Origin of the sequence: Salinisphaera orenii subsp. orenii MK-B5 (assembly GCF_003788635.1) — a bacterium.
Taxonomy (GTDB): Bacteria; Pseudomonadota; Gammaproteobacteria; order Nevskiales; family Salinisphaeraceae; genus Salinisphaera; species Salinisphaera orenii.
In genome coordinates this window covers 1-23,511 of record NZ_AYKH01000016.1, presented here as the reverse complement: position 1 = coordinate 23,511, position 23,511 = coordinate 1, and the positions used below count along the sequence as shown (strand labels likewise).

The window sequence follows — 23,511 nt, the reverse complement described above, 5'->3', positions numbered from 1 at the left end:
TCCTCTACTCGCAGATTCCGGCAATATGCCAGCGTGAAGGCCCCCGGCCCTATACGACGAAGGTGGACACCCGACGAGCCGCGTTTGGGTCGGCCGGTGGAATCCGCTATTTTGCGGGGCATGCCCTGCGCAACATGCGTTCGTACCCCTTCGGCCCGGCGCGGCGCGCTCTGGGCGCTGCTGTGGCTGGCGATCGTCCTCGGCGCCGGCTGCGAACGGCCCTGGAACAGCCCCTACCCGGACGCGGAGCGCGCCAGCGACACGCTCTATCGCGCCTTCACCGAACCGCCGCGGCATCTGGATCCGGCGCGCTCCTACGCCACCGACGAGGTGGAGTTCACCGGCCAGATCTACGAGCCGCCCCTCCAGTATCACTATCTCAAGCGGCCCTACCAGCTCGAGCCGCTGGCCGCGACGCGCCTGCCCGAGCCGCAGTATCTGGACGCCGACGGCGACCCCCTGCCCGCAGACACGCCGCCCGAGGACGTCGCCACCAGCGTCTATACCATCGAGATCAAGCCCGGCGTGCGCTATCAGCCGCACCCGGCGTTCGCCCGCGGGCCGGACGGCGCGCCGCGCTATCGCGACCTGTCGCCGGCCGATCTGGAGGGCATCGCCTCGCCCGCGGATTTCGCTCACCAGGGCAGCCGGACGCTGCGCGCCTCGGACTACGTGCATCAGATCAAGCGCCTGGCGAGCCCGGAAGTGAATTCGCCGATCCTCGGCGTGATGAGCGAGCACATCGTCGGCCTGGCCGATCTGGCCGAACGCCTGCGCGCCGCGCGGGACACACTCGCACCGGGCGAACATCTGGATCTGACCCGCCACGACTTCGAGGGCGCCCGCGCCGTCGACGACCGCCACTTCGAGATCCGCGTCAACGGCGTCTACCCGCAGCTACGCTACTGGCTGGCGATGCCGTTCTTCGCGCCGATGCCGCCCGAGGCCATCGCCTTCTACAACCAGGACGCGCTGGCGGCGAAGAACATCGGCATCGACACCTTTCCGGTGGGCACCGGGCCCTACATGCTCACCGAGAACAATCCGAACCGGCGGATGGTGCTCGAGACCAACCCCAACTTCCACGGCGAGCGCTACCCGAGCGAGGGTGCGCCCGGCGATCGCGAAGCCGGCCTGCTCGAGGACGCCGGCAGGGCGCTGCCCTTCATCGACCGGGTCGTGTTCTCGCTGGAGAAGGAATCCATTCCCTACTGGAACAAGTTCCTGCAGGGCTACTACGACAGTTCCGGCATCTCCTCGGACGCCTTCGGCCAGGCGATCCGCATCGACGCCGACGGCGAGCCGCATCTGACCGAGACCATGGCCGAGCGCGGCATGCGGCTGGCCACCACCGTGCTGCCGGCGATCTACTATCTCGGCTTCAACATGAACGACGACGTGGTCGGCGGCGACGACGACGCCCGCAAGCTGCGCCAGGCGATCTCGATCGCCGTCGACTACGAGTCCTACGTCGCCATATTCCTCAACGGCCGCGGCCTGGTCGCCCAGGACCCGCTGCCGCCGGGGCTGTTCGGCGCCCGCGAGGGCAAAGCCGGCATGAACCCCGTGGTCTACGACTGGGTCGACGGCGAACGCCGGCGCAAGCCGATCGAGGTCGCGCGCGAGCTGCTGGCCGAGGCGGGCTATCCCGGCGGCACCGACGAGGAGACCGGACGACCGCTGCTGCTGAATCTGGACACGCCGGCCAGCGGCCCGGAATTCAAGTCGCAGATGGACTGGATGCGCCAGCAGTTCGACAAGCTGGGCATTCAGCTCGTGGTGCGCGCGACCACCTGGAGCCGGTTCCAGCAGAAGACCGCCGACGGTAACGTGCAGATGTTTTTCGGCTCCGGCTGGATGGGCGACTATCCCGATCCGGAGAACTTTCTGTTCCTGCTCTACGGCCCCAACAGCGCGGCCGAGAACAACGGCCAGAACATCGCCAATTACCAGGACGACACCTTCGACCGGCTGTTTAGGCGCATGCGCGACATGGACAACGGCCCCGAGCGCCAGCAGCTCATCGACCGCATGATCGACATCGTCCAGCGCGACGCGCCCTGGGTGTGGGGCATGTATCCGCGCCAGTACGGCCTCTACCAGAGCTGGCTCGCCAACACGAAGCCCAACGCGATGGCGAACAACACGATCAAGTACCTCGACATCGACCCGGCGGCGCGCGCCGAAAAACGCCTCGCCTGGAATCAGCCCGTGCTCTGGCCGCTCGCCGCGGGGGCGGGCGGGCTGCTCGTGCTGCTGCTGCCCGGGGTGTGGATCCATCGCCGGCGCGAACACCGAGCCGTGCGGCGGCCGGCGCGCTGATGTTCGCCTATATCGTCCGCCGCGCCCTGTACGCGATTCCGGTGCTGATCGGCGTCAACCTGATCACGTTCCTGCTGTTCTTCGTGGTCAACACGCCGGACGACATCGCCCGCATGCAGCTCGGCGCCAAGCGTGTCACGCCCGAGGCCATCGACACCTGGAAGGCCACCCACGGCTACGACCGGCCCTATTTCCACAACGCCGACGAACCGGGTCTGGCGGCGTTCACCGACACGCTGTTCTTCCAGAAATCGGTGAAGGTCATGGCCTTCGACTTCGGGCGCTCGGACGGCGGGCGCGCCATCGCCGCCGACATCCAGGCCCGCATGGGTCCGAGCCTGGCGCTGGCCATCCCCACGCTGCTGGTGGGCATGGCGGTGAACATCACCTTCGGCCTGCTGCTGGTGTTCTTCCGCTCGACCGCCATCGACTGGGGCGGCGTCGTGCTGTGCGTGGTGCTGATGTCGATCTCGCCGCTGTTCTACATCATCGCGGGGCAGTTCGTGGCCGGCAAGCTGATGAATCTCGTGCCGATCTCCGGCTATGCCGGCGGCTGGGACATGGCCAAGTTCCTCGTCCTGCCGGTGGTCATCGGCGTGGTCTCCGGCATCGGCTCGGGCACGCGCTGGTATCGCACCATCTTCATGGAGGAATACGGCAAGGATTATGTCCGCACCGCCCGCGCCAAGGGCATGGGCGACCTGCGCATCCTTTTCGTGCACGTGCTCAAGAACGGCATGATCCCGATCCTGACCGGCGTGGTCGTGCTGCTGCCGCTGCTGTTCATGGGCAGCCTGATCATGGAATCGTTCTTCGGGATCCCGGGCCTGGGCAGCTACACCATCGAGGCGATCCAGAACCAGGACTTCGCCATCGTGCGGGCGATGGTGTTTCTCGGCTCGGTGCTCTACATCGTCGGCCTGCTGCTGACCGATATCAGCTACACACTGTTCGATCCGCGGATACGGCTGTGAGCAGCACCGGAACAAGACATCCGTCATTTGTTGCGCGTTGCGCAACGCGCTAGAATCGAGTCGTGATCCAATCGTTTCGACACAAGGGGCTCAAGAAATATTTCGAGACCGGCTCGAAGGCCGGCATACAACCCGACCATGCGAAGCGCTTGCAAATGCAACTGGCCGCGTTGAATACCGCACAGACGGTCAGCGATATGGATATCCCGGGCTTCAAACTCCATTCGCTCAGCGGCGACAACTTCGATCGATGGTCGATATGGGTCAGCGGCAACTGGCGCCTCACCTTCGAGTTCCGACACGGGCACGCGTACGTACTGAATTACGAGGATTATCACTGATGACCATGCACAATCCCCCGCATCCCGGTGAATTCATCCGCGCGGTCTATCTGGAGCCCCACGGTATTACCGGACGCACGCTGGCCGGCAAGCTCGGCGTGTCCCCATCCACACTCAACCGGGTGCTCAAAGGTACGAGCGGCATCAGCTCCGAAATGGCACTGCGGCTGTCGAAAACGCTCGGTCGTTCGCCCGAAAGCTGGATGGCCATGCAGGATCAGTACGAACTCTGGCAGGCCCGGCGTACGATCGATCTGGATACGGTCGAGAAAATCGAGTTCGACGCGGCCTGATCATGAACCCGCAGAAGCATGATCGCGTCGCTCACCGTCATTTCCTCGCATAGCTGAACACGTTGTACGTCCTCCTCTACACCGACGCGCTGATCTACCTGCTGCTGATCGCGATCGGCGTGTTCGCGGTCTTCGCGGCGCGCAGCAAGCCGCTGCGGGTGCCGTGGCTGCGGGTGTTCGCCCGCCCGGTGGGCATGGTCACGCTGGTCGTGCTGCTGGCCTATACCGTGGTCGGCGTGCTCGACAGCATCCACTACCGGCCGGTGGAGGCGACCGGCGACGGCGGCACGCGGGTCGCCAGCGAGGTCGTCAGCGTGCTGGACACGCTGGCCCGGCCGCTGATCGAGCAGAACGAGCAGACCTATTCCGCGCCGTTCGCGCTGGATTCCTATGTCCAGCAGGTGGTCACCGAGGCCGACGGGCGCAAGGTGCAGACCTATCCGCGGCTGTCCTACGCCGGCACCCGGCTCGACGAGACCGGCCTGACGCGGGTCGAGGACATCGCGCGCCGCGGGCTCGTCGGGGCCGGCTACGGGCTGGCGGCCTGGCTGCTCGGGGCGCTGGCGCTGGTCCTGACGATCGCCGCGGCCACGCGCGGCCCGCCGCAGCGGGTCGCCCGGCGCATCGCGGGCGGGCGCACGCGTCTGGCCTGGCGGGCCGGGCTGATCGCCGCCCTGGTCGTGTCCGTATGCGTCGGCACGCTGGTCGTGCTGGCCGGCGACTACCACGTGCTCGGCACCGACAAGGTCGGCCAGGACGTGTTCTACCAGGCCGTGAAGAGCATCCGCACGGGGCTGGCCATCGGCACGCTGACCACGCTGGTGATGCTGCCCTTCGCGCTGGTGCTGGGACTCCTGGCCGGCTATTTCCGCGGCTGGGTGGACGACGTCATCCAGTATCTCTACACCACGCTGAGCTCGATCCCCGGCGTGCTGCTCATCGCCGCCGCGGTGCTGATGATGCAGGTCTACATGGCCAACAACGCCGACGCCTTCGGCACCACCACCGAACGCGCGGATCTGCGGCTGCTGTTCCTGTGCCTGATACTGGGCATCACCAGCTGGACCAGCCTGTGCCGGCTGTTGCGCGCGGAGACCCGCAAGCTCGCCGAGCTGGACTACGTGGCCGCCGCCCGCGGGCTGGGCAGCGGGCCGGGGCGCATACTCGCCCGCCACATGCTGCCCAACGTGATGCACATCGTGCTGATCCAGGTGGTGCTGGATTTCTCCGCGCTGGTGCTGGCCGAGGCGGTGCTGTCCTACATCGGCGTCGGCGTGGACCCGTCCATGAACAGCTGGGGCAACATGATCAACAGCGCCCGGCTGGAGATGGCGCGCGAGCCCATCGTCTGGTGGCCGCTGTTCGCGGCCTTCGTGTTCATGCTGGTGCTGGTGCTGGCAGCCAATCTGTTCGCGGACGTGGTGCGCGACGCCTTCGACCCGCGCCTGCGCGGCGCCGAGGGTGGCGAGGGCGCCGACGCCAACGACGACAGCGCGCCGCTCCAGCCCGCGGGCGGGGCCCGCTGATGGATACGCGTCGCGGCGACGAGCCGGTGCTGCGCGTGGAGGCGCTGTCCACCGTGCTCGACACTCCGCAGGGGCCGCTGCGGGCGGTGGACGACGTCAGCTTCACGATCGCGGCCGGCGAGACGCTGGCCCTGCTGGGCGAGTCCGGCTGCGGCAAGTCGATGACCGCGCTGTCGCTCATCGGCCTGACGCCGGCCCACGCCACCCGCGTGCTCGACGGCCGGGTGGCGCTCGGCGGCGACGACCTGCTGGCCCTGTCCGAGCGCGAGCTGCGCGCGGTTCGCGGCCGCCGCGTCGGCATGGTCTTCCAGGAGCCGATGAGCGCACTCAACCCGGTGCTGACCGTGGGACGCCAGCTCGCCGAGGCGCTTGCCGCGCATCGCGGTCTGCGCGGCCGGGCTGCGCGCGAGGCCGGACTGGCCCTGCTCGACGATGTGGGCATTCCCGATCCGGCCGAGCGCTGGGACACCTACCCGCACCAGCTCTCCGGCGGACTCAAGCAGCGCGTGGTCATCGCCATCGCCCTGGCCGGCGAGCCGGAGCTGCTGATCGCCGACGAGCCCACGACCGCGCTCGACGTCACCATCCAGGCCCAGATCCTGGCACTGCTGGCCCGGCTGCAGCGCGAGCGCGGCATGGCCCTGCTGCTGATCACCCACGATCTGGCCGTGGTCAACGAGGTCGCCGACCGCGTCGCGGTCATGTACGCCGGCCATCTGGTCGAGACCGCCGACCGCGCGGCTCTGTTCGCCGCCCCGCGCCATCCCTATACCCGCAAGCTGTTCGCGGCCCTGCCGGGTGCGGCCCAGCGCGGCCGCAGGCTGTCGATCATCGCCGGGCAGGTGCCGCCGCTGACCGCCACCCTGCCGGCCTGTCGCTTCGCCGATCGCTGCGAGCACGCCTGGGCCGCCTGCTTCGACACCCGCCCGGCGTGGGCGAGCGACCGCGGCGCGCAGGTCCGCTGCCATCTCTACGACACGCGCATGGCCGGCCATCCGCTGCCGGCGGCGCTGCCCTCGGCCGAGCCCGTCACGACCGAGGCGGCCGGGGCCGACGCCGAGGCCCTGCTCGACTCCCGCGACGTGGCGGTGCATTTTCCGATCACACGGGGCGTACTCTGGCGCACCGTGGGCCATGTGCGCGCCGTCGACGGGGTGTCCCTGCGGCTGGCGCGCGGACGCACGCTGGCACTGGTCGGCGAATCCGGCTGCGGCAAGACCACGCTCGGGCGCGCCCTGGCGCGGCTGCTGGACGCCACCGCCGGCCGCGCCGACTTCGACGGCACGGACCTGCTGAACCTGCGCGGGCGCGGCCTGCGCGCGGCGCGGCGCAATCTGCAGATGATCTTCCAGGACCCGTTCTCGTCCATGAACCCGCGCATGCTGGTCGGCGAGATTCTCACCGAGGGCCTGATCGCGCAGCACATCGGCCGCAACAGCGCCGATCGTCGCCGCATCGCCGCCGAACTGCTCGCCGACGTCGGCCTGCCGGAAGGCGCCCTCGAGCGCTACCCGCACGAATTCTCCGGCGGCCAGCGCCAGCGCATCTGCATCGCCCGCGCGCTGGCGCTGGAACCGAAGCTGCTGATCTGCGACGAGCCGACCAGCGCGCTGGACGTCTCCGTGCAGGCGCAGGTCCTCAACCTGCTGGCACGGCTGCAGGCCGAGCGCGGGCTGGCCTATCTTTTCATCACCCACGACATGGCGGTGGTGTCGTATCTGGCCCACGACATCGCGGTGATGTATCTCGGGCGCATCGTCGAATCCGGCCCGGCCGAGCGGATCCTGCGCGCCCCGAAGCACCCCTACACCCAGGCGCTGCTCTCGGCCACGCCCAGCGTCGACGACGCCGGCCGGCGCGAACGCATCCGGCTCACCGGCGATCTGCCATCACCGGCCAACCCGCCGAGCGGCTGCCACTTCCACCCGCGCTGCCCGCACGTCATGGACCGCTGCCGGCGCGAGGACCCGGCCGCGCGCGATTTCGGCGACGGCCACACGGCCCGCTGCTTCCTGTACTGACAAGGCGCCCGCGTCGATAGCGGCCGCCACACGTTACCGATAGCTAACCGCGAGCGAGCCGCCCCGCCGCGGGACTCGGCACTGCCGCGTCCGAGCGATCGGCGACACCCGCGTCCACGCGCGGCTGGATCGAGAAGGTCGACCAGCTGACCGCGACATAGGCGACCGTCGCCACGGCACAGCCGGCGAGCGGGCCGATCATCCAGCCGGCGCCGCTGAACAGCAGCAGCCCGCCGCTGGTGAGCGTGCCCGTCAGCATCGACGCGAGCGCGCCGTAGGCGTTGCCGCGCCAGAACACGGAGACGAAGACCGGCGCGACGGTGGCCGCGAGCAGCGTACCGGTGCCGAGGATCCCCAGCCACGACAGCAGAAACGGCGGTGCATAGAGCATCAGCACGAGCGCGAGCACACCCAGCACCGCCACGGCGCCCCGGTTGATCCAGAGCGTGGCCGACGCACTGAAGGTGCGATGCGGAAACAACGCCTGCCGCAGGTCGTGAGACACCGCGGACGAGACCGTGTGCAGTATCGAATTGGCCGTCGACTTCATCGCGAACAGAATGCACAGCGTGATGACCGCGCCCACCGCGGGATGCAGAAAGGTGGTGAGATAGACCGGCATCGCCTCGTCGGAATCGTCCAGCCCACCAACCCGGGCACGCACGTACAGGCCGACCAGCGGCACTAGGCTCAGCACCACGCCCATGGGCGCGGCATACAGTGCCACCGTGCGCATCTTCACGTCCGACCTGAAGGCCATGAAGCGCATGCCCATGTACGGCAGTACGGCCGCCCAAAGGGTCGCGTAGGCGAGGATCGTGAACACGGAGCCGCGGCTGGCGCCGTAGGGACCGGAATCCTGCGGATCGACCAGCGCGGGGTCGATCGCCCGCAGCTCGGCGATCAGCCCGCCGATGCTCGTATCACCGAGCATCTGGCCGACGATGACCACGGCCGCCAGCATCATGCCGCAGAGCATGATGGTGTCGGTCCAGGCCACGGCCGCGAGCCCGCCGAGCAGCGTGTAGAGCACGACCACGGCGATCATGAGCGTCGCACTCGCGGCCAGGTCGATGTCGAGCCAGCGCGCGCCGAGCAGCCCCACGGCCTTGATCTGGCTGACCAGAAACACCAGCAGCAGGACCACGATGATCACCGCCGAGATCGCCTGCAGCACGTTCACCCACCGGCCGGCGCCGTGTTCGCGGGCGATGTACTCCGGAATCGTGCAGCAGCCGATCGCCTGCGCCCGCGCGCGCAGGAACTGCGCGAAGAACAGGATGGCCAGAACGAAGGCCGGGCCGAACAGAAAGTTGCCGAGCACTTCGATCGCGCCGTATTCGTAGGCCACGCCCGGCGACCCGACGAAGCCCCAGCCGCTGTAGCCGGTGGCCATGATCGTGGCCGCACCGACGAACGGGCCGAGCGAACGGCCCGCGATCAGAAAGCCCGACTCGTCGCCGGAATCCGCGATCCGTGCCGCACGGATGCCCAGCCCGATGAGCACCGCGAACGATAGCCCCATCAGGCTCCAGTTGAGCCACATCCAGTTGTCGAACATAGGTGTTGTCCCCCAGAGAAAAAGCCCGTCGTGAGCGGAGCCGGCGTCAGCGTCGGCGGCGACGGGCGCGGCTGCGCCACTCGAGCAGCACGTAGGCCGCGCCGGCGAACGCCACGGTCGCCGCGCTCAGAATCCAGAACAGCTCAAGTGGCCAGGAATCAATCAACATCGGTGCCCCCTGCTTGCACAGGCGCCGTCCCCGTCGACGCCCCGTGGAATGAGATCCGCGGCCGGCCGCGGCGCGCGCCCGCGGCTTCAGCAGGCGATGACGTTGTGCGCCGGCCCGTAGGGAAAACCGGTGATGTTCTCGGCGCCGTCGTCCGTCACCACGAGGATGTCGTGCTCGCGGTAGCCGCCCGCGCCGGGCTGCCCTTCGGGGATCATGATCATCGGCTCCATCGAGATCACCATCCCGGGTTCGAGCACGGTCTCGATGTCCTCGCGCAGCTCGAGTCCGGCTTCGCGACCGTAGTAGTGGGACAGCACGCCGAAGGAATGCCCGTAGCCGAAGGTGCGATACGCCAGCACGCCATGCTCGGCGTAGATGGCGTTGAGCTCGCGGGCGATATCGCAGCAGCGAACGCCCGGCCGGATGAGCGCCTGCCCGGCCTCGTGGACCTGGACGTTGATGTCCCACAGCCGCCGATGCGCGTCACTGCACTCGCCGGCGAACAGCGTGCGCTCCAGCGCGGTGTAGTAGCCGGCCGGCATGGGGAAACAGTTGAGGCTGAGGATGTCCCCGCGCTCGATCCGGCGACTGGTCACCGGATTGTGGGCGCCGTCGGTGTTGATGCCCGACTGGAACCAGGTCCAGGTATCCATCAGTTCGGCATGCGGAAACGTCCACGCGATCTCGCGCACCATGGCCCGGGTCGAATGCAGCGCGACCTCGTGCTCCGGCACACCGATGTCGATGGCCTCGGCGCCGGCCCAACCGCCGACATCGGCGATCCGCGCGCTCTCGCGGATATGCGCGATCTCTTCCGCGGACTTGACCATGCGAAGACGCATGGCCGCCAGGCCAATGTCGACGAATTCGCTGCTGGGCAGCGCCCCCTGGAGCTTGCGCAGCTGGGTCAGCGAGACCTGATCGTACTCGATGCCGACACGCAGGCCATCCGCGATCAGCTGTCGGACGGCGACGAAGTAGTTGTCGCGATGCCAATCCGTGTAGACGAGATTGTCACCGAACGTCCGCCGCCAGGGTTGGCCGCCGTCGATGTTCGCCGAGATCGACGTCGACTGCTCGGGGGTGACGACCAGGCCGAAGTGTCGGCCGAACTGGCAGTACAGGAAGTCGCTGTAATAGTTGATGTTGTGATACGAGACGAACAGCACGACATCGACGCCGCGCGCCGCCATGACCCCGCGCAGCCGGTCGAGCCGGGACTGCATCTCCGCGTCCGAGAAGGTGCCGGTGACGCGTTCGCCGTTGCGGATGGTCAGTGTCTGAGGCATCGCCATGTTCGTGTCGCTCGTGTCGCATGAATGAGTCGTGGCCGGGGCAGCCGCCCGCCACACGAGAGACCCTAGCCGCTTGGCCGATCCGTTTTTCGTCTTCAAACGACATGTGTTAATACAAAGGCGACATCACCCTTACGAGAGTTCCGCGTGCGCCCATCGTCCGACACCGACATCCATTCACAACGAGCGGACTGCGCGGACACCGCGCCGCAGGCGACGAACGAACCATCGACGGCGGCCGAATACAGCCCGCCCGGCGCCGAGGCGCCCCCGGCCGGGATCGCGACCATGCCGGCGCAGCTGGCCGGCCCGCCGCGCCGTCTCAACGGGCCGCCCGGCCCGCGCGCGCAACGGCACCGGGTGGGCTTTCTGCTGATTCCGGGCTTCAGCCATATCGGCTTCTCCTCGGCGATCGAGCCACTGCGCATGGCCAACATGGTCAGCAGCACGCCCGTGTTCGAGGCGCTGACGGCCTCGGTCGACGGCCAGATCGTAGCCGCGAGCAACGGCGTCGAAACGGTGCCGGACACGTTGCTGGACGAGCTGACCGATATCGACACGCTGCTGGTCTGCGGCCCCAATCCGATCGCCTTCCCGCAGCCGGCGTATCTGGGCCACCGGCTGCGCCGCATGGCCGCCGAAGGCGTAGTGCTCGGCGGCCTCGACACGGGCACCGTGCTGCTGGCGCGGGCCGGGCTGCTCGACGGCTACCGCTGCACGATCCACTGGCAGGACCGCGAGAGCATGCTGGTGGCCTTTCCCGACATCGTCGTGTCGGACCATCTCTACGAGATCGACCGCAACCGGCTGACCAGCGGCGGGGGCACGGCCGCGATGGACATGATGCTGCACTACATCGCGATGGTGCGTGCCGACGGCGATCTGGCCGGCGCCGCGGCCGCACTGCTGGTCCACGACCGCATCCGCACCGGGCGGGAGAGCCAGCATCTGCCGCTGCGCCACGAGGTGGGCATGACGCGTCCCAAACTGCGCGACGCGGTGACGATCATGGAAGCCAACATCGAGGAGCCCCTCGCGCTCGCGGAACTCGCCCGGCACGCCGGCCTGTCCAAACGCCAGCTCGAACGCCTGTTCGCCGCCGAACTCGACTGCACGCCGAGCAGCTACTACATGCAGCTCCGGCTGAATATCGCACGCACGCGGCTGCGCTATTCCCAGGCCTCGATCGCCGAAGTCGCCCACGGCTGCGGGTTCGGCTCCAACTCCTACTTCACGCGCCGCTACAGCCGGCTGTTCGGCCGCACACCGAGCGCAGAACGCCGCCGGCATCGCGCCAGCGGCATCTAGACACGACGGATTGCAGCGCCCGGCCACGCCGATAGGCGCGGGATTGCCAGAGCGCGGGACGCCGCGGGGCGGGCCAACGAAAAAGGGCCGCCCGAAGGCGGCCCCGATGACGGGTCGATGCGAGCGCGGTGCTCAGACCGCGATCTGGCCCCCGTCGGCCTTCTGGATGACCACGGTGGAGGCCCGCGGGCGGACCTCGCCGGCCGTCTCGGTGGTGGCGTCCTGGACGTTGTCGCCGGCCTGCGCGGGCCAGTTGCCCGGATGCTGGATGTTGATGAACAGCGCCGTCTTGTCCGGGGTGGCGAAGATACCGGTCACCTCGCAGCCGTTCGGGCCGACGGCAAACCGCTTGAGCTGGGCCTGGTTGTCGCTGTTGATCACGGCGGCATTGTCGCCCTGGCTCAGGCCCTGCGGCACCACCGCGAGCACCTGGTCGTTGGTGTAGTCGGTACCGCCGGTATCGGTTTCGATCCAGAGAATGCCGTTGCCGTTGTTGCGGTCGTCGTACCAGAGGCCGTCGCAACTCGAGAAGTAGTTCTGATCGCTCAGGTCCGACAGGTTTTCGTCGTCGCTGCTCGGCACCTTGCCGAATACGAAGATGTCCCAGCTGAAAACGGTATCGCCTGGGCTCGGTTCGACCCAGCGGATGACGTGACCATCGTCGCTTTCCGGCCGCGGATTGGCGTCGTTGACCGGCGCGGTCGCGAAACCGACACCCAGCTCGTCGTCATTGGCGCCGCCATTGCTATAGGTCGCATCGGTGCCGGCGGCAGTGCGATCCCCGTTGTTGGTCAATGTCATGTAGACCTCGCCGGACACCGGGTCGACGGCACCCCATTCGGGGCGGTCCATGGGCGTGGCGCCGACCAGATCGGCCGCGTCGCAGGTGTGGATGATGATGCCGGCGAGATCGTCGGCCGCCAGCCCCAGCGCCTCGGCGAGCGTGCGGTCGCCGTCCCGGGTCATGGCGTCGGGGGTGAGTGCCAGCCACTCGCCGCGGCCGTCGTCGTCGAAGCGGGCGACGTAGAGGGTGCCGCGGTCCAGATACTTGTCGCCGATCGCCAGCCGGTCGTAGCTGCCGCCGGCCATGTTCTCGTCGCTCGCGCTCCAGGTCTGCTCCGAGACGAACTTGTAGATGTACTCGTTGCGGGAGTCGTGGCCGGAGTAGTAGACCACCGGCTCGCCCTCGACGAGCTTGCCGATCCACGCCCCCTCGTGGCGGAAGCGGCCCATCGCGGTGCGCTTCACCGGCCGCGCGGTGTTGTTGTACGGGTCGATCTCGACGATGTAGCCGAAGGTGCGCGGCTCGTTGCGGTAGTCCTCGGTCGCCGAGCCGCCGGTGGGCGTGGCGTTGAAGCGGGCGAATTCGCCGTCGCGCTCGCTGTCGTCGCCCGCGGCGGTCTCCCAGCCGTAGCGGCCGCGCCCGGTCGGGATGCCGATGCGGTCGTCGTCGGCGTAGCGGTCCGAGTCCTTGACGAAGACGTTGGGCCAGTTCTCCTCGCAGGTCAGATAGGTGCCCCAGGGCGTGTAGCCGTTGGCGCAGTTGTTGTTGGTGCCGCGGGTCCGGGTGCCATCGCTGGACCAGGCGGTGCGCACGTAGTCGGTGCCGGCGACCGGGCCGGACAGACGCATGGGCGTGGCGCTGGTGATGCGGCGGTTGTAGGAGGTGTCGTCGGCCAGCGTCCAGCGGCCGTCGTCGCCGCGGTTGACGCGCACGAGGGTCACGCCGTGGGCGTTGATCTCGGTGCGGGCCTCGTCGGCCGGGCGGCGATCGTCGTCGTCGTCCATGCCGGTCGGCCCACCCTGCGGCGCCCACAGCGCGCCCTGGTCGATGTATTCGTTGTTGAGCGCGAGGATGAAGTCGCGGGAGGCGCTCTCGTCGTCCAGCGCGAAGTGGTACATGCCGTCGTGATGCATGCCCACGCTGTTTTCCTGGATCTCCGGCGTGAAGGCGAGATCGGCGCTGTAGGCGGGCGCGGCGGCGTTGATCGGCGTGCCCCAGGGGATCAGCACCTGGGCGGTGTAGCCGGCCGGCACCACGACGGCGTCGGTCTTCGAGCCCGCCACGGACTCGAACGCCAGCGCCATGGCCGCGGCCATGTCGTCGTCGTCCAGATCGACGCCGTCGCCGTCGTCGTCGCTGCAGGCGGTCAGGCCGAAGCTGCCGAGCATGCCCACGGCGGCCATGCCAAGGCCGCCGCGCATGACGCCGCGACGCGACACGCGCCGCTCCAGCACGGATGAAAACGGCTCGTTGTCGCTCGTGTTGAGCAGCCGATGGTCTTCGATTTCTTCGCTCACGATTCCCCCTTCTCGGTGGTGGGTCCTGGGATGTGCGTGTTGCCCGGAACACGCAACGGGCCCACCGAAAGCTAGGCGGTGTTCGTGACATCTCCATGAAGCGGGGCCCTCGAGACGCCCCGCGGTACAGCCCGCGTTCCGGAAAACCCGGCGTGCCGCGGGACGGCCGACGATCACGGCCTTCGGCCCGGCGTCCACGCACCCCCAATGCTCGCGGGAATGGCGGGCCGACGGACACGGATCGGCAGCCGGCCCGTCCATCGGCCGCGCCGGACAGCGTCCCGTCGCCCCGCCCCGAAGCCCCGGAAACGGCCACCCCGGCGTCCGCACCAATCGCGTTCGCGCGCCAACCCGGCCGCGTCGCCAGAGGCTCGGCGGCGTGATCGACCCGATGCGAGAACGGCCATCCGCACTCGCGGAATCGAGGCCGGGCGCCGGTTACGGCGCCCGATCCGGGGACTCGTCGTCCCGGCCCGCCCGATCGGCGCGGCGAAGACGCGCTGGGCCGCACCGCGATCTCAGCCCGGTCGCCCCGGCTGTTCCGTCGCCGGCCGATGATCCGCGAGCGCGGCCTCGAAGGCCGCCCGCGCGGCGTCGTCGAACAGCACGAAGCGCACCCGGGTGACCGGGGCGGCGTCGGCCGCGCAGGCGGCCACCGTATCCACCGCGATCCGCGCCGCGGCATCCAGCGGGTAGCCGTAGACGCCGCAGGAGATGGCCGGAAAGGCGACGGACTCGGCGCCCGCCTCGGCGGCCAGGCGCATGGCCTCGCGGTAGCAGCCGGCCAGGCGGTCGGCCACCGCCGGATTGTTGCTGTAGACCGGGCCGACGCAGTGAATGACGTGGGCGTTGGGCAGATCGAAGGCGGGGGTGATGACCGCCTCGCCGGCCTCGATGGGTGCGAGCGCGCGGCTGGCCTCGACCAGCTGCGGGCCCGCCGCGCGGTGGATCGCGCCGTCCACGCCGCCCCCGCCCTTGAGCTGCTTGTTGGCGGCGTTGACGATGATGTCGATGTCCGGCTGGGCGGTGATGTCGCCCTGGACGCATTCGAGGGTGAGGCCCTGGATTTCGCGCTGCATGGCTCGTTCTCCGGTGCGATAGAGTGCCCCCATCATCCGGCTTGCAGCGGGCGCCGCCAATGGCACGACTCATCCAGCTCTGGAACCGGCTGCGGGGCAGCTACTGGTTCCTGCCGACCGTCATGTCGCTGGCCGCGGCGGCCTGCTCGTTCGTGCTGGTGGCCGTGGACGGCGCCATCGGCAGCGCCTGGGTGGACGCGGTGCCGTGGGTCTATCGCATCCAGGCCGACGGCGCGCGCGGCGTGCTGAGCACGGTCGCCGGCTCGATGATCGGGGTGGCCGGCGTGACCTTCTCGATCACGATCGCCGCGCTGTCGTACACGACCTCCACCCTCGGCCCGCGGCTGCTGACCAACTTCATGAACGACCGCGGCAACCAGATCACGCTGGGCACGTTCGTGGCGACGTTCGTCTACTGCCTGCTGCTGCTGCGCACGGTGCAGGCGGACAGTGGCGCGGATGCGGCCTTCATACCGCATCTGTCACTGGTCTTCGCCCTGGGGCTGACCGTGGCCAGCCTGGCGGTGCTGATCTATTTCATCCATCACATCACCGAATCGCTGCACGTCTCCAACGTGGTCGGCAACGTCGCCCGCGACCTCGACGCGGCCCTGGACGACTACACCGCCGAGGCCGAGACCGCGGCCGAACACGGGCCCGCGCGCCTGCCGGCCGGCTTCGACGACGCCGCGCTGGCGGTGACCGCGGACGACCACGGCTACATCCAGAACCTGGGCTTTGCCTCGCTCGTGCGCGCGGCGGCCCGGCACGATCTGGTCCTGCGGCTGGAACGCGCCCCGGGCGACTTCGTCGCCGACGGCCAGACCCTGCTGCGCGCCTGGCCGGCCGCGCGCGTGGACGCGGACCTCGCCGCGGCGCTGCGCAACAGCTACGCCCTGGGCCGCCAGCGCACGCAGACCCAGGACATCGGTTTTCTGGTCAACGAGCTGGTCGAGATCGCCGCCCGCGCGCTGTCACCCGGCATCAACGACCCCTACACCGCCATGGGCTGTCTCGACTGGCTGGCGGCCGCGCTCATCCGGCTGGCCCGGCAGGACATCGCGCCCCGCCACCGCTTCGACGCCGACGGCCGGCTGCGCCTGTGGGTGCCGCCGTTCGACTTCCACACCCTGGCCGACGCCGTGTTCGACCAGCTGCGCCCCTACTTCGCCGGCGACCGCAACGCCGCGCTGCACATGCTCGAACACATCGGCGCGATCGGCGCCTTTCTGGACGACGACAGCCCGCGCCGCCGGCTGCGCGAACAGGCCGACGCCCTGCGCGAGGCCGCCGTCGCCGCGGCGACCAGCCGGCGCGACACCGCCGCCCTGGAACAGGCCCACCGGCGCGCGCGGCGCCGGCTGGCACCTGCGCGGGCGGACGCGGCGGCCGGCGGCGCTTGAATCCCGCCTGCCGCGGCATGATGGTGTGCGATTGCGCCGACCTTCGAGACCCCCGCCCATGAACCAGACCGCCGCCGACAACGCCGCCCCGCAGCCGCCCGTCGCCGCCCGCCGGCCGAGCGAGACCACGATCCACGGCGTGACCCTCGTCGACGACTACGCCTGGCTGCGCGACGCGAACTGGCGCGAGGCCATGCTCGACCCGACGAAGCTCGGCGCCGACATCCGCGCCCATCTCGAGGCCGAGAACGCCTACACCGAGGCGATGATGGCCGACACCGCCGCGCTGCAGACCACGCTCGTGGCCGAGATGCGCGCCCGCATGGCCGAGGCGGATGCCAGCGTGCCCACGGCCGACGGCGACTGGGTCTACTACGTGCGTTTTCGCGAGGGCGGCCAGCACCCGATCTTCTGCCGCGCGCCGCGGGCGGCCGACGGCCGCGCCGAGCCGGGCGAGCCGCTGCCCGGCGAACGCATCCTGCTGGACGGCGACGCCGAGGCCGAGGGGCGCGAGTACTTCGCGCTCGGCGGCGTCGACCACAGCCCGGACCACGCCCGGCTCGCCTTCGCCGTCGACGAGCGCGGCTCCGAGGCCTATACCATCCACGTCCGCGCGCTCGACGACGCCGCCGATAACGCCGACAACACCGGCGGCGCGGGCGAGGCCGGCGCCGAGCTCCAGCCGCCCATCGGCAACACCACGGGCAACGTGGTCTGGGCCGCCGACAGCGCCACGCTGTTCTACACCACGCTGGACGACAACCACCGCCCCTGCCGCGTCTGGCGGCTGGCGCTGGGCGAGACCCCCGACAACGCCGTGCTGGTCTACGAAGAGCCCGACCCCGGCTTTTTCGTGGGCCTGGGCGAGACCCAGAGCGCGCGCTACATCCTCATCGACGCCCACGACCACGCCACCAGCGAGACGCGCTTCATCCCCGCGGACGACCCGACCGCCGAGCCGCGGCTGATCGCCGCGCGCGTCACCGGCCGCGAATACGGCGTGGACGACGACAACGGCACGCACTTCGTCATCCTCACCAACGCGGGCGGGGCCGAGGACTTCTGCCTCATGCGCGCGCCGATCGAGACACCGGACTACGACCACTGGCAGGCACTGGTGCCGCACGTGCCCGGCCGGCTCATCCTCGACCACGTCGAGCTCGCCCGCCATCGCGTGCGCATGGAGCGCGCGGACGCCCTGCCGCGCATCGTCATCACCGACAAGGCCAGCGGCGAGGAACACGCCATCGCCTTCGACGACGAGGCCTATTCCCTGGGCATGGCCGCCGGCTACGAGTACGACACGAGCACGCTGCGCTTTCTATACAGCGCGCCGCACGTGCCGGACGAGACCTTCGACTACGACATGACCACCCGCGAGCGCGTGCTGCGCAAGCAGCGCCGGGTGCCGAGCGGCTTCGACCCGGCGCAATACGTGGTGCGCCGGCTGACCGCCGAGACCGCGGACGGCGAGCGCGTGCCGATCACGATCACGCACCACCGCGACACGCCCATCGACGGCAGCGCGCCCTGTCTGCTGCACGGCTACGGCGCCTACGGCATCTCCGAGGCCGCGGCCTTCTCAGCCGCCCGCTTCTCGCTCGTCGACCGCGGCTTCGTCCACGCCATCGCCCATGTCCGCGGCGGCAAGGAACGCGGCTATCGCTGGTACGCCGAAGGCAAGCTGGAGAAAAAGCCCAACACCTTCGCGGACTTCATCCGCGTGGCCGAGCACCTGTGCGAGACCAACCACACCGCCCCCGGCCGGATCGCCGCCTTCGGCGGCAGCGCCGGCGGCATGCTGGTGGGCGCGGTCGTCAACAAGCGGCCGGACCTGTTCGGCGCGGCCATCGCCGACGTGCCCTTCGTGGACGTGCTCAACACCATGATGGACGACAGCCTGCCGCTGACCCCGCCGGAATGGCCGGAATGGGGCAACCCGCGCGACGACGCCCAGGCCTTCGAGACCATCCGCTCGTACTGCCCCTACCAGAACGTCGCCGCCCAGGATTATCCGGCCATGCTTGTCATCGCCGGCGTATCCGACCCGCGCGTGACCTACTGGGAACCGGCCAAATGGGTCGCGAAGCTGCGCGCCACCAAAACCGACGACAATCCGCTGCTGCTCAAGACCCACATGGCGGCCGGACACGGCGGCGTCCCCGGTCGCTTCGCCGCGCTGGAGGAGACCGGCCTGATCTTCGCGTTTCTGTTGAAACAACTCGCGAATCCGGTCTAGCCACGCGGCCCGGCGGCTCGCGGAGATGAAAACGACACGCTACTTCCAGGCGACGCGCACCCGGCCTGATCGAGCCGTCATCCGCGACGAATGGATTCAGCACGTCATCGACAAGCCAGAGCGAGAGGTCGTGCAAGCCGACGGCCGTGTGCGACGCTGGGCGGCGATCGGGGATATGGACGGTCGTTACCTGAGAGTCGTATTGTTGGATGACGGCGAAACGGTCCACAACGCTTTCTTCGACCGCGGATATACGCCATGAAAGTTCAGTACTTCGACGACACCGACACGATCTATATCGAGTTCCGCGCCGGCGACATCGCCGAAACAAGAGACCTCGACGAGAACACGATTCTGGACATCGACGCCAAAGGCAATATCTGCGCGATCACGTTCGAGCACGCGAGCGAGCGCACCGATGTCGATCGGTTGCAGGTCCGGGGCATGGTCGCCTGAGGCTTTCGACGAAAAGGATTCGCCGCCCGGTCAAAGCGACGACCGGGCCCTGGTGCGTATCATTCCGCAAAGCGCAACACGCACCACAACGCGCTGACCGACCCGCACCACCGGCTCCCGCGGGCCGATTGATCGACACCCTCGAGCCGCAACCCCGCCGGTCAACTGTCCAGCGGGCTGACCACGCCGCGGCCGCCGCGTTTGAGGACATGCGTGTACAGCATGGTCGTCTGCACGTTCTTGTGGCCCAGCAGCTCCTGCACCGTGCGGATATCGCTGCCACGTTCCAGCAGATGGGTCGCGAAGGAATGCCGCAGCGTATGGCAGCTCGCCTTCTTGTGGATGCCGGCCCGCGCCACCGCGCGCTTCACCGCCTGCTGCAAGCCCTTCTCGTTGAGATGATGCCGCCGCACCGCATCCGAACGCGGATCTCGCGACAGTCGGCTGGAGGGAAAGACGTACTGCCAGCCGAACTCGTGCTGGGCGTTGGGATATTTCTGCGCCAGGGCGTTCGGCAGAAACACCCGGCCGTAGCCCGCCTTGAGATCCACCCGGTGCAACGCCGCGACCGTCTCGATCTGCGCCCGCAGCGCCGCCTCGATACTCGCAGGCAACGGCGTGACACGGTCCTTCGCCCCCTTGCCGTCGCGCACCACGACCTGGCGGTACTCAAAGTCCACATCCTTCACCCGTAACCGAACGACTTCCATCAGCCGCAGGCCCGAGCCGTAGAGCAGCGACGCCATTAGCTTGTAGGTGCCCTGGAGCTGTGCCAGCAGCCGCGCCACCTCCGCCGCACTCAACACCTCCGGAATACGCTCCGGCCGCTTGGCCCGCACCACATCGTCCATCCAGGGCAGATCGATGGCCAGCACCTGCCGATAGAGAAACAGAATCGCGTTCAGCGCCTGATTCTGTGTGGCCGCCGCCACATGACGCTCCACCGCCAGATGCGTCAGAAACGCCTCGATTTCCGGCTTGCCCATCAGCTTCGGGTGCTGCTTGCCGTTAAAGACAATGAAGCGTTTGATCCAGGCGATATACGATTTTTCCGTACGAAGACTGTAATGGCCCAGCCGCAACTTCTCCGACACCCGATCGAGGAGTTTCGGCTCATTACCGGCTTCGTCCGCCATTGCTTATTCCGTGTTTTGCTATAGCAGTGAGATTAGCACCAAAATGCCCGCCATTTACTAGACCATTGTATCGCTATACGAATTTCAGCACGAGTGCTATACCTAGCAGTCGACGTATACTTGGCGTTGGGTAACTGTGTTGTTTGGTTGCTGCACGCCGGGCTTGCAGCCGACCATTGGCCCGATTCGGCTTCGCTATTTGGCAGCCCGTCCGGCGATGGAAAATGGCCATTCGGACACAGCGCCTTCGGTCGAGGCTTGGCGTGTCTCGGCAAAGTCAGACTTCGCAGTCGCCAGTGGTTCCGGCCCCTTCGTTTTAAGCCGCCAAGCGGGCCTCGTTTGATGCTTAGAGTCGGCGGCTGCCCAAGCGGCTTCGTTCAAGCTTTGCTATCTTCAGGGCATGGGGGATTTATCAGCTATAAGCCGCGGGCTTTGTTCAATCACGTTGGTTGCCTTCGCTCAGCCGAACGGTGGTAAGTTCGTGGTGATGCAGTCACCCAACAGGTCGCTGCAGTTGACCCACGTTCCGCTTCGCTCCACGCGGGCAACTGAGCTTCGGCGTTGTACGACAGTGCCTTGGTGATGTCGTGTGTGAGTTCATCGCGAATCGGATATGTCTGCCCTTCCGGCGTTTGTCCATCTCCGAATGCGTCGATTGGCTGTGATGCGATGGCTTCGCGGGAATACTCAAGCATTCTCCGCATCGCGTCGTTTTCTTCCTGCAGCTTCCGGAGTGCTGCCGCAGCCTCTTTGCGTATCTGGTTGTGCTGGTATCGCGCCATTGTTTCGTCAGACCAAAACAGGTCATCCGGCATTTCCAGCACTCCAAGCATTATCTCACTCATGTTCCTTGCTCCTCTGGCGTACAACAGGGCGCTGCAGGTGATCCGAAACCCGCTGTCGCGGTTTCGGCCACCTGAGCTTAGGCGTTAGGCATCTGCGGATGCGGCAACGTAGAAGGAGAGAATAGTGAAATATGTATATCTGGCGCTAAATTGGGTCTTTGGCGTCCTTTTCTTATTAGCGGGGGCGCTTTCCTTAATTGAATCACCTTTGGCTGGACTGTGTCTCATTGCTGCATCCACTCTCTTGCTTCCTCCGGTAAGGAATTTCGTCTACTCAAAAACAAATCGAGAGTTTCCTGTAAAGGCTAGAGCTGTTTCCGTCTTTGTTCTGTTTATGGCATTTGGTTTTTTCGCCGGACAGGCGCAGGAACAAAGAGAACAAGAGTTAGCTGCCCAGAAAGCCGAAGAAAGGGCTGAAAAGGCAGCCCAATTGCGGCAGGAAAGAATTGATCACTTCAATGCCAACCGCGCCCAGATAATAGCCTCAGTTGAGAAAGCGATTACACATGAGGAATATCAGGCGGCTCTTTCCCAGTCTAGCAAGTACCTTGTTGCTGGCGACAAGAAGCTTGAGCAATTGAATGCTCAAGCAAAAAACGAGCGTGCGGCAATTCAGAAGGCCGAAAAAACCGAGAAGTTGTTGGCCGAGCTGAAATCCATACCGGTAGAAGAATATAACAAGAATAAAAATTTGTACCAACAACTACTGAAGATGCACCCGAATAATGACCTATACAAAGAGAAAGTCGCGTTCTACAGCAAAAAGATAGAGGAAGAGAAAAGAAAGAAGATTGCCGCCGAGAAAAGGAAAAAAAGAATCGAGTCTCAGTTCAGTGCATGGGACGGCTCGCATAGAAATTTGGAGCGTGTGATTCAGAATTCAATGAATGATCCAGACAGCTACGATCACGTTGAGACTGTATATTGGGATCAGGGTGACTATTTGATAGTGCGAACTACTTTTAGAGGCAAGAATGCATTTGGCGGTGTCGTAAAGAACTCCGTGAAGGCGAAGGTGAGCCTGGACGGCCAAATTCTTCAAATACTAGATCAGTACTAAGCCTAACAATTGCATGCACCCGGACAGCAAAAAGCGCCGCTCCTTTGTCGCTCTGCTTTTTGCTGCCGGTGATGCACAGCGTTATACGCCTTTGGTTCTAGGCGTGCCCGGCCTGGCTCCGGTTTGCTTCACGCCGATTTTGTGTGAATCAAATTGAGCATGTCGTGGAGTGTGGGACGGATCTGGAATTTTGATGTAGCCTATTATTTTCGAAAGGGGGAAGTATGAAGTCCGTAAAGAACTTGTTGGCAATATCCGTATTTGCGTTTGTCGTGGTACAGCTAACCGGGTGCGCAGCACCAGCTACCGTGAAAGGCATGAGTGTTTACACGGCGAAGCCCGTAGCTTCATCCACAGCACTGCACGATGAAATATCCGTCGGAGCGGTTAATGGAGGAAGCGACACAAACCCGATGTGGACATCCGAAATTAGTAGCGGAAACTTTGGTCAGGCATTACGCGAGTCGTTAAAGTCAGTTGGTATGCTCGCCTCATCACAAGGAGAAGGCCGTTATCTTTTAATGGCTGATTTGCTGAGTGTAGATCAGCCGATCGCTGGATTTACGTTGTCTGTAACAATGCGTGTGCGTTATATGCTTCGAAACTTAGGTAGCAATGACATAATTTACAACGAGATAATAGGATCAACTGGTTCAGCAACTATGGGAGATGCATTTTTTGGAGTTAAGCGCTTACGCTTAGCGAATGAAGAAGCCGCGCAAAAAAATATCGCGAAGCTGATTAAAGAACTGAAGCGCTTGGGGGCAAATGTGGTTGCGGTGAAGTAACAAGAAGCTTCGGTGCTTCAGTTATTTCGAGCCTAATGCGCCAATGCGGTGTTTGGTATAACGAGGCGCTGCAGGTGACGCCCAACCCGCTGTCGCGGCTTGGGTTCCCTCCGCGCTACGCGCTCCGGCGCACCTGAGCTTCGGCGTTATGCCTTATTAAAATATGGATGAGCAAGCCAAACTGCTCCAAGAAGCGAAATCCTTGGCGCGGCGATATCGAAATCTTACCGGCAAGCCTTTGGGTATCACTGGCGAGGTTGCTGAATTTGCAGCCGCTGAACTTTTAGGCTTAGAGCTCGCTGGGGCTCGGCAAGCCGGCTACGACGCTATCCAGACCGATGCCGGAAAAAATATCAAGGTACAAATAAAGGGCCGTGTCATTCCGAAAGGTGCA

General features: G+C 66.4%; 20 protein-coding genes and 1 pseudogene. 14 read left to right on the top strand and 7 right to left on the bottom strand.

Annotation, left to right across the window (positions count from 1 at the left end):
- The first annotated feature begins 120 nt into the window (after positions 1 to 120).
- The 6 genes from SAOR_RS09420 to SAOR_RS09395 all read left to right on the top strand — a co-directional run bounded on the left by SAOR_RS09420 (position 121) and on the right by SAOR_RS09395 (position 7,477).
- A complete protein-coding gene (locus tag SAOR_RS09420) occupies positions 121 to 2,322 on the top strand; it encodes an ABC transporter substrate-binding protein (RefSeq protein ID WP_123631207.1) in 2,202 nt (733 codons plus the stop codon).
- Positions 2,322 to 3,296 (top strand): ABC transporter permease, encoded by a 975-nt coding sequence (locus SAOR_RS09415; protein ID WP_123631206.1) that lies wholly within the window; start codon positions 2,322 to 2,324, stop codon positions 3,294 to 3,296. Before SAOR_RS09420 ends, SAOR_RS09415 begins: the two co-directional genes overlap by 1 nt.
- A 62-nt stretch (positions 3,297 to 3,358) precedes the next feature.
- A complete protein-coding gene (locus SAOR_RS09410) occupies positions 3,359 to 3,637 on the top strand; it encodes a type II toxin-antitoxin system RelE/ParE family toxin (RefSeq protein ID WP_123631205.1) in 279 nt (92 codons plus the stop codon).
- Positions 3,637 to 3,930, top strand: a complete 294-nt coding sequence (locus SAOR_RS09405) for a HigA family addiction module antitoxin (protein ID WP_123589871.1) — start codon at positions 3,637 to 3,639, stop codon at positions 3,928 to 3,930. Before SAOR_RS09410 ends, SAOR_RS09405 begins: the two co-directional genes overlap by 1 nt.
- Before the next feature lie 53 nt (positions 3,931 to 3,983).
- Entirely contained in the window at positions 3,984 to 5,456 is a 1,473-nt protein-coding gene (locus SAOR_RS09400; protein WP_185015622.1) for an ABC transporter permease subunit, read from the top strand.
- Positions 5,456 to 7,477: an ABC transporter ATP-binding protein gene (locus SAOR_RS09395; RefSeq protein ID WP_123631203.1), complete on the top strand. Its 2,022-nt coding sequence runs from the start codon at positions 5,456 to 5,458 to the stop codon at positions 7,475 to 7,477. The genes SAOR_RS09400 and SAOR_RS09395 overlap by 1 nt, the downstream gene beginning before the upstream one ends.
- 43 nt (positions 7,478 to 7,520) lie before the next feature.
- Here the strand turns inward: SAOR_RS09395 and SAOR_RS09390 are convergent, their stop codons facing one another.
- The 3 genes from SAOR_RS09390 to SAOR_RS09385 form a co-directional block, all read right to left on the bottom strand.
- The gene (locus tag SAOR_RS09390) at positions 7,521 to 9,038 is read right to left on the bottom strand and encodes a sodium:solute symporter family protein (protein ID WP_123631202.1); all 1,518 of its coding nucleotides are present in this window, start codon (positions 9,036 to 9,038) and stop codon (positions 7,521 to 7,523) included.
- A gap of 46 nt (positions 9,039 to 9,084) precedes the next feature.
- Positions 9,085 to 9,207 (bottom strand): hypothetical protein, encoded by a 123-nt coding sequence (locus tag SAOR_RS17205; protein WP_281273434.1) that lies wholly within the window; start codon positions 9,205 to 9,207, stop codon positions 9,085 to 9,087.
- Positions 9,208 to 9,293: 86 nt separating this feature from the next.
- Positions 9,294 to 10,502, bottom strand: coding sequence for a M24 family metallopeptidase (locus SAOR_RS09385; protein ID WP_123631201.1), 1,209 nt, complete (start codon positions 10,500 to 10,502; stop codon positions 9,294 to 9,296).
- 147 nt (positions 10,503 to 10,649) lie between these two features.
- Here SAOR_RS09385 and SAOR_RS09380 point away from each other — a divergent pair, with 147 nt between their 5' ends.
- A complete protein-coding gene (locus tag SAOR_RS09380; protein ID WP_123631200.1) occupies positions 10,650 to 11,810 on the top strand; it encodes a GlxA family transcriptional regulator in 1,161 nt (386 codons plus the stop codon).
- A 132-nt stretch (positions 11,811 to 11,942) separates the two neighbouring features.
- Here SAOR_RS09380 and SAOR_RS09375 read toward each other — a convergent pair whose 3' ends face one another.
- Complete coding sequence (locus SAOR_RS09375) at positions 11,943 to 14,111, bottom strand: PhoX family protein (protein WP_123631199.1); 2,169 nt, start codon at positions 14,109 to 14,111, stop codon at positions 11,943 to 11,945.
- A 518-nt stretch (positions 14,112 to 14,629) separates the two neighbouring features.
- On the bottom strand, positions 14,630 to 15,190 hold the full coding sequence (locus tag SAOR_RS09370; protein WP_123631198.1) for an O-acetyl-ADP-ribose deacetylase: 561 nt from the start codon (positions 15,188 to 15,190) through the stop codon (positions 14,630 to 14,632).
- A 59-nt stretch (positions 15,191 to 15,249) separates the two neighbouring features.
- On the opposite strand from SAOR_RS09370, the gene SAOR_RS09365 reads away from it, so the two are divergent.
- The 4 genes from SAOR_RS09365 to SAOR_RS09350 are packed head-to-tail and all read left to right on the top strand — an operon-like array spanning position 15,250 to position 19,288.
- On the top strand, positions 15,250 to 16,593 hold the full coding sequence (locus SAOR_RS09365) for a DUF2254 domain-containing protein (RefSeq protein WP_123631197.1): 1,344 nt from the start codon (positions 15,250 to 15,252) through the stop codon (positions 16,591 to 16,593).
- Between the two features lie 58 nt (positions 16,594 to 16,651).
- Positions 16,652 to 18,832, top strand: a complete 2,181-nt coding sequence (locus SAOR_RS09360) for a S9 family peptidase (protein ID WP_123631196.1) — start codon at positions 16,652 to 16,654, stop codon at positions 18,830 to 18,832.
- 25 nt (positions 18,833 to 18,857) lie between these two features.
- The gene (locus SAOR_RS09355) at positions 18,858 to 19,094 is read left to right on the top strand and encodes a hypothetical protein (protein ID WP_123631195.1); all 237 of its coding nucleotides are present in this window, start codon (positions 18,858 to 18,860) and stop codon (positions 19,092 to 19,094) included.
- A complete protein-coding gene (locus SAOR_RS09350; protein WP_123631194.1) occupies positions 19,091 to 19,288 on the top strand; it encodes a DUF2283 domain-containing protein in 198 nt (65 codons plus the stop codon). Before SAOR_RS09355 ends, SAOR_RS09350 begins: the two co-directional genes overlap by 4 nt.
- Positions 19,289 to 19,449: 161 nt before the next feature.
- Here SAOR_RS09350 and SAOR_RS09345 read toward each other — a convergent pair whose 3' ends face one another.
- Complete coding sequence (locus SAOR_RS09345; RefSeq protein ID WP_123631193.1) at positions 19,450 to 20,424, bottom strand: integron integrase; 975 nt, start codon at positions 20,422 to 20,424, stop codon at positions 19,450 to 19,452.
- A 440-nt stretch (positions 20,425 to 20,864) separates the two neighbouring features.
- Positions 20,865 to 21,269: a hypothetical protein gene (locus tag SAOR_RS09340; RefSeq protein WP_123631192.1), complete on the bottom strand. Its 405-nt coding sequence runs from the start codon at positions 21,267 to 21,269 to the stop codon at positions 20,865 to 20,867.
- 124 nt (positions 21,270 to 21,393) lie between these two features.
- Between SAOR_RS09340 and SAOR_RS09335 the strand changes: the two genes are divergently transcribed.
- The 3 genes and pseudogenes from SAOR_RS09335 to SAOR_RS09325 form a co-directional block, all read left to right on the top strand.
- Positions 21,394 to 22,329: a hypothetical protein gene (locus SAOR_RS09335; protein ID WP_123631191.1), complete on the top strand. Its 936-nt coding sequence runs from the start codon at positions 21,394 to 21,396 to the stop codon at positions 22,327 to 22,329.
- A gap of 317 nt (positions 22,330 to 22,646) precedes the next feature.
- Positions 22,647 to 23,117, top strand: coding sequence for a hypothetical protein (locus tag SAOR_RS09330; protein WP_221179940.1), 471 nt, complete (start codon positions 22,647 to 22,649; stop codon positions 23,115 to 23,117).
- Between the two features lie 163 nt (positions 23,118 to 23,280).
- Positions 23,281 to 23,511: pseudogene (locus SAOR_RS09325) on the top strand (hypothetical protein); the annotation flags it as partial.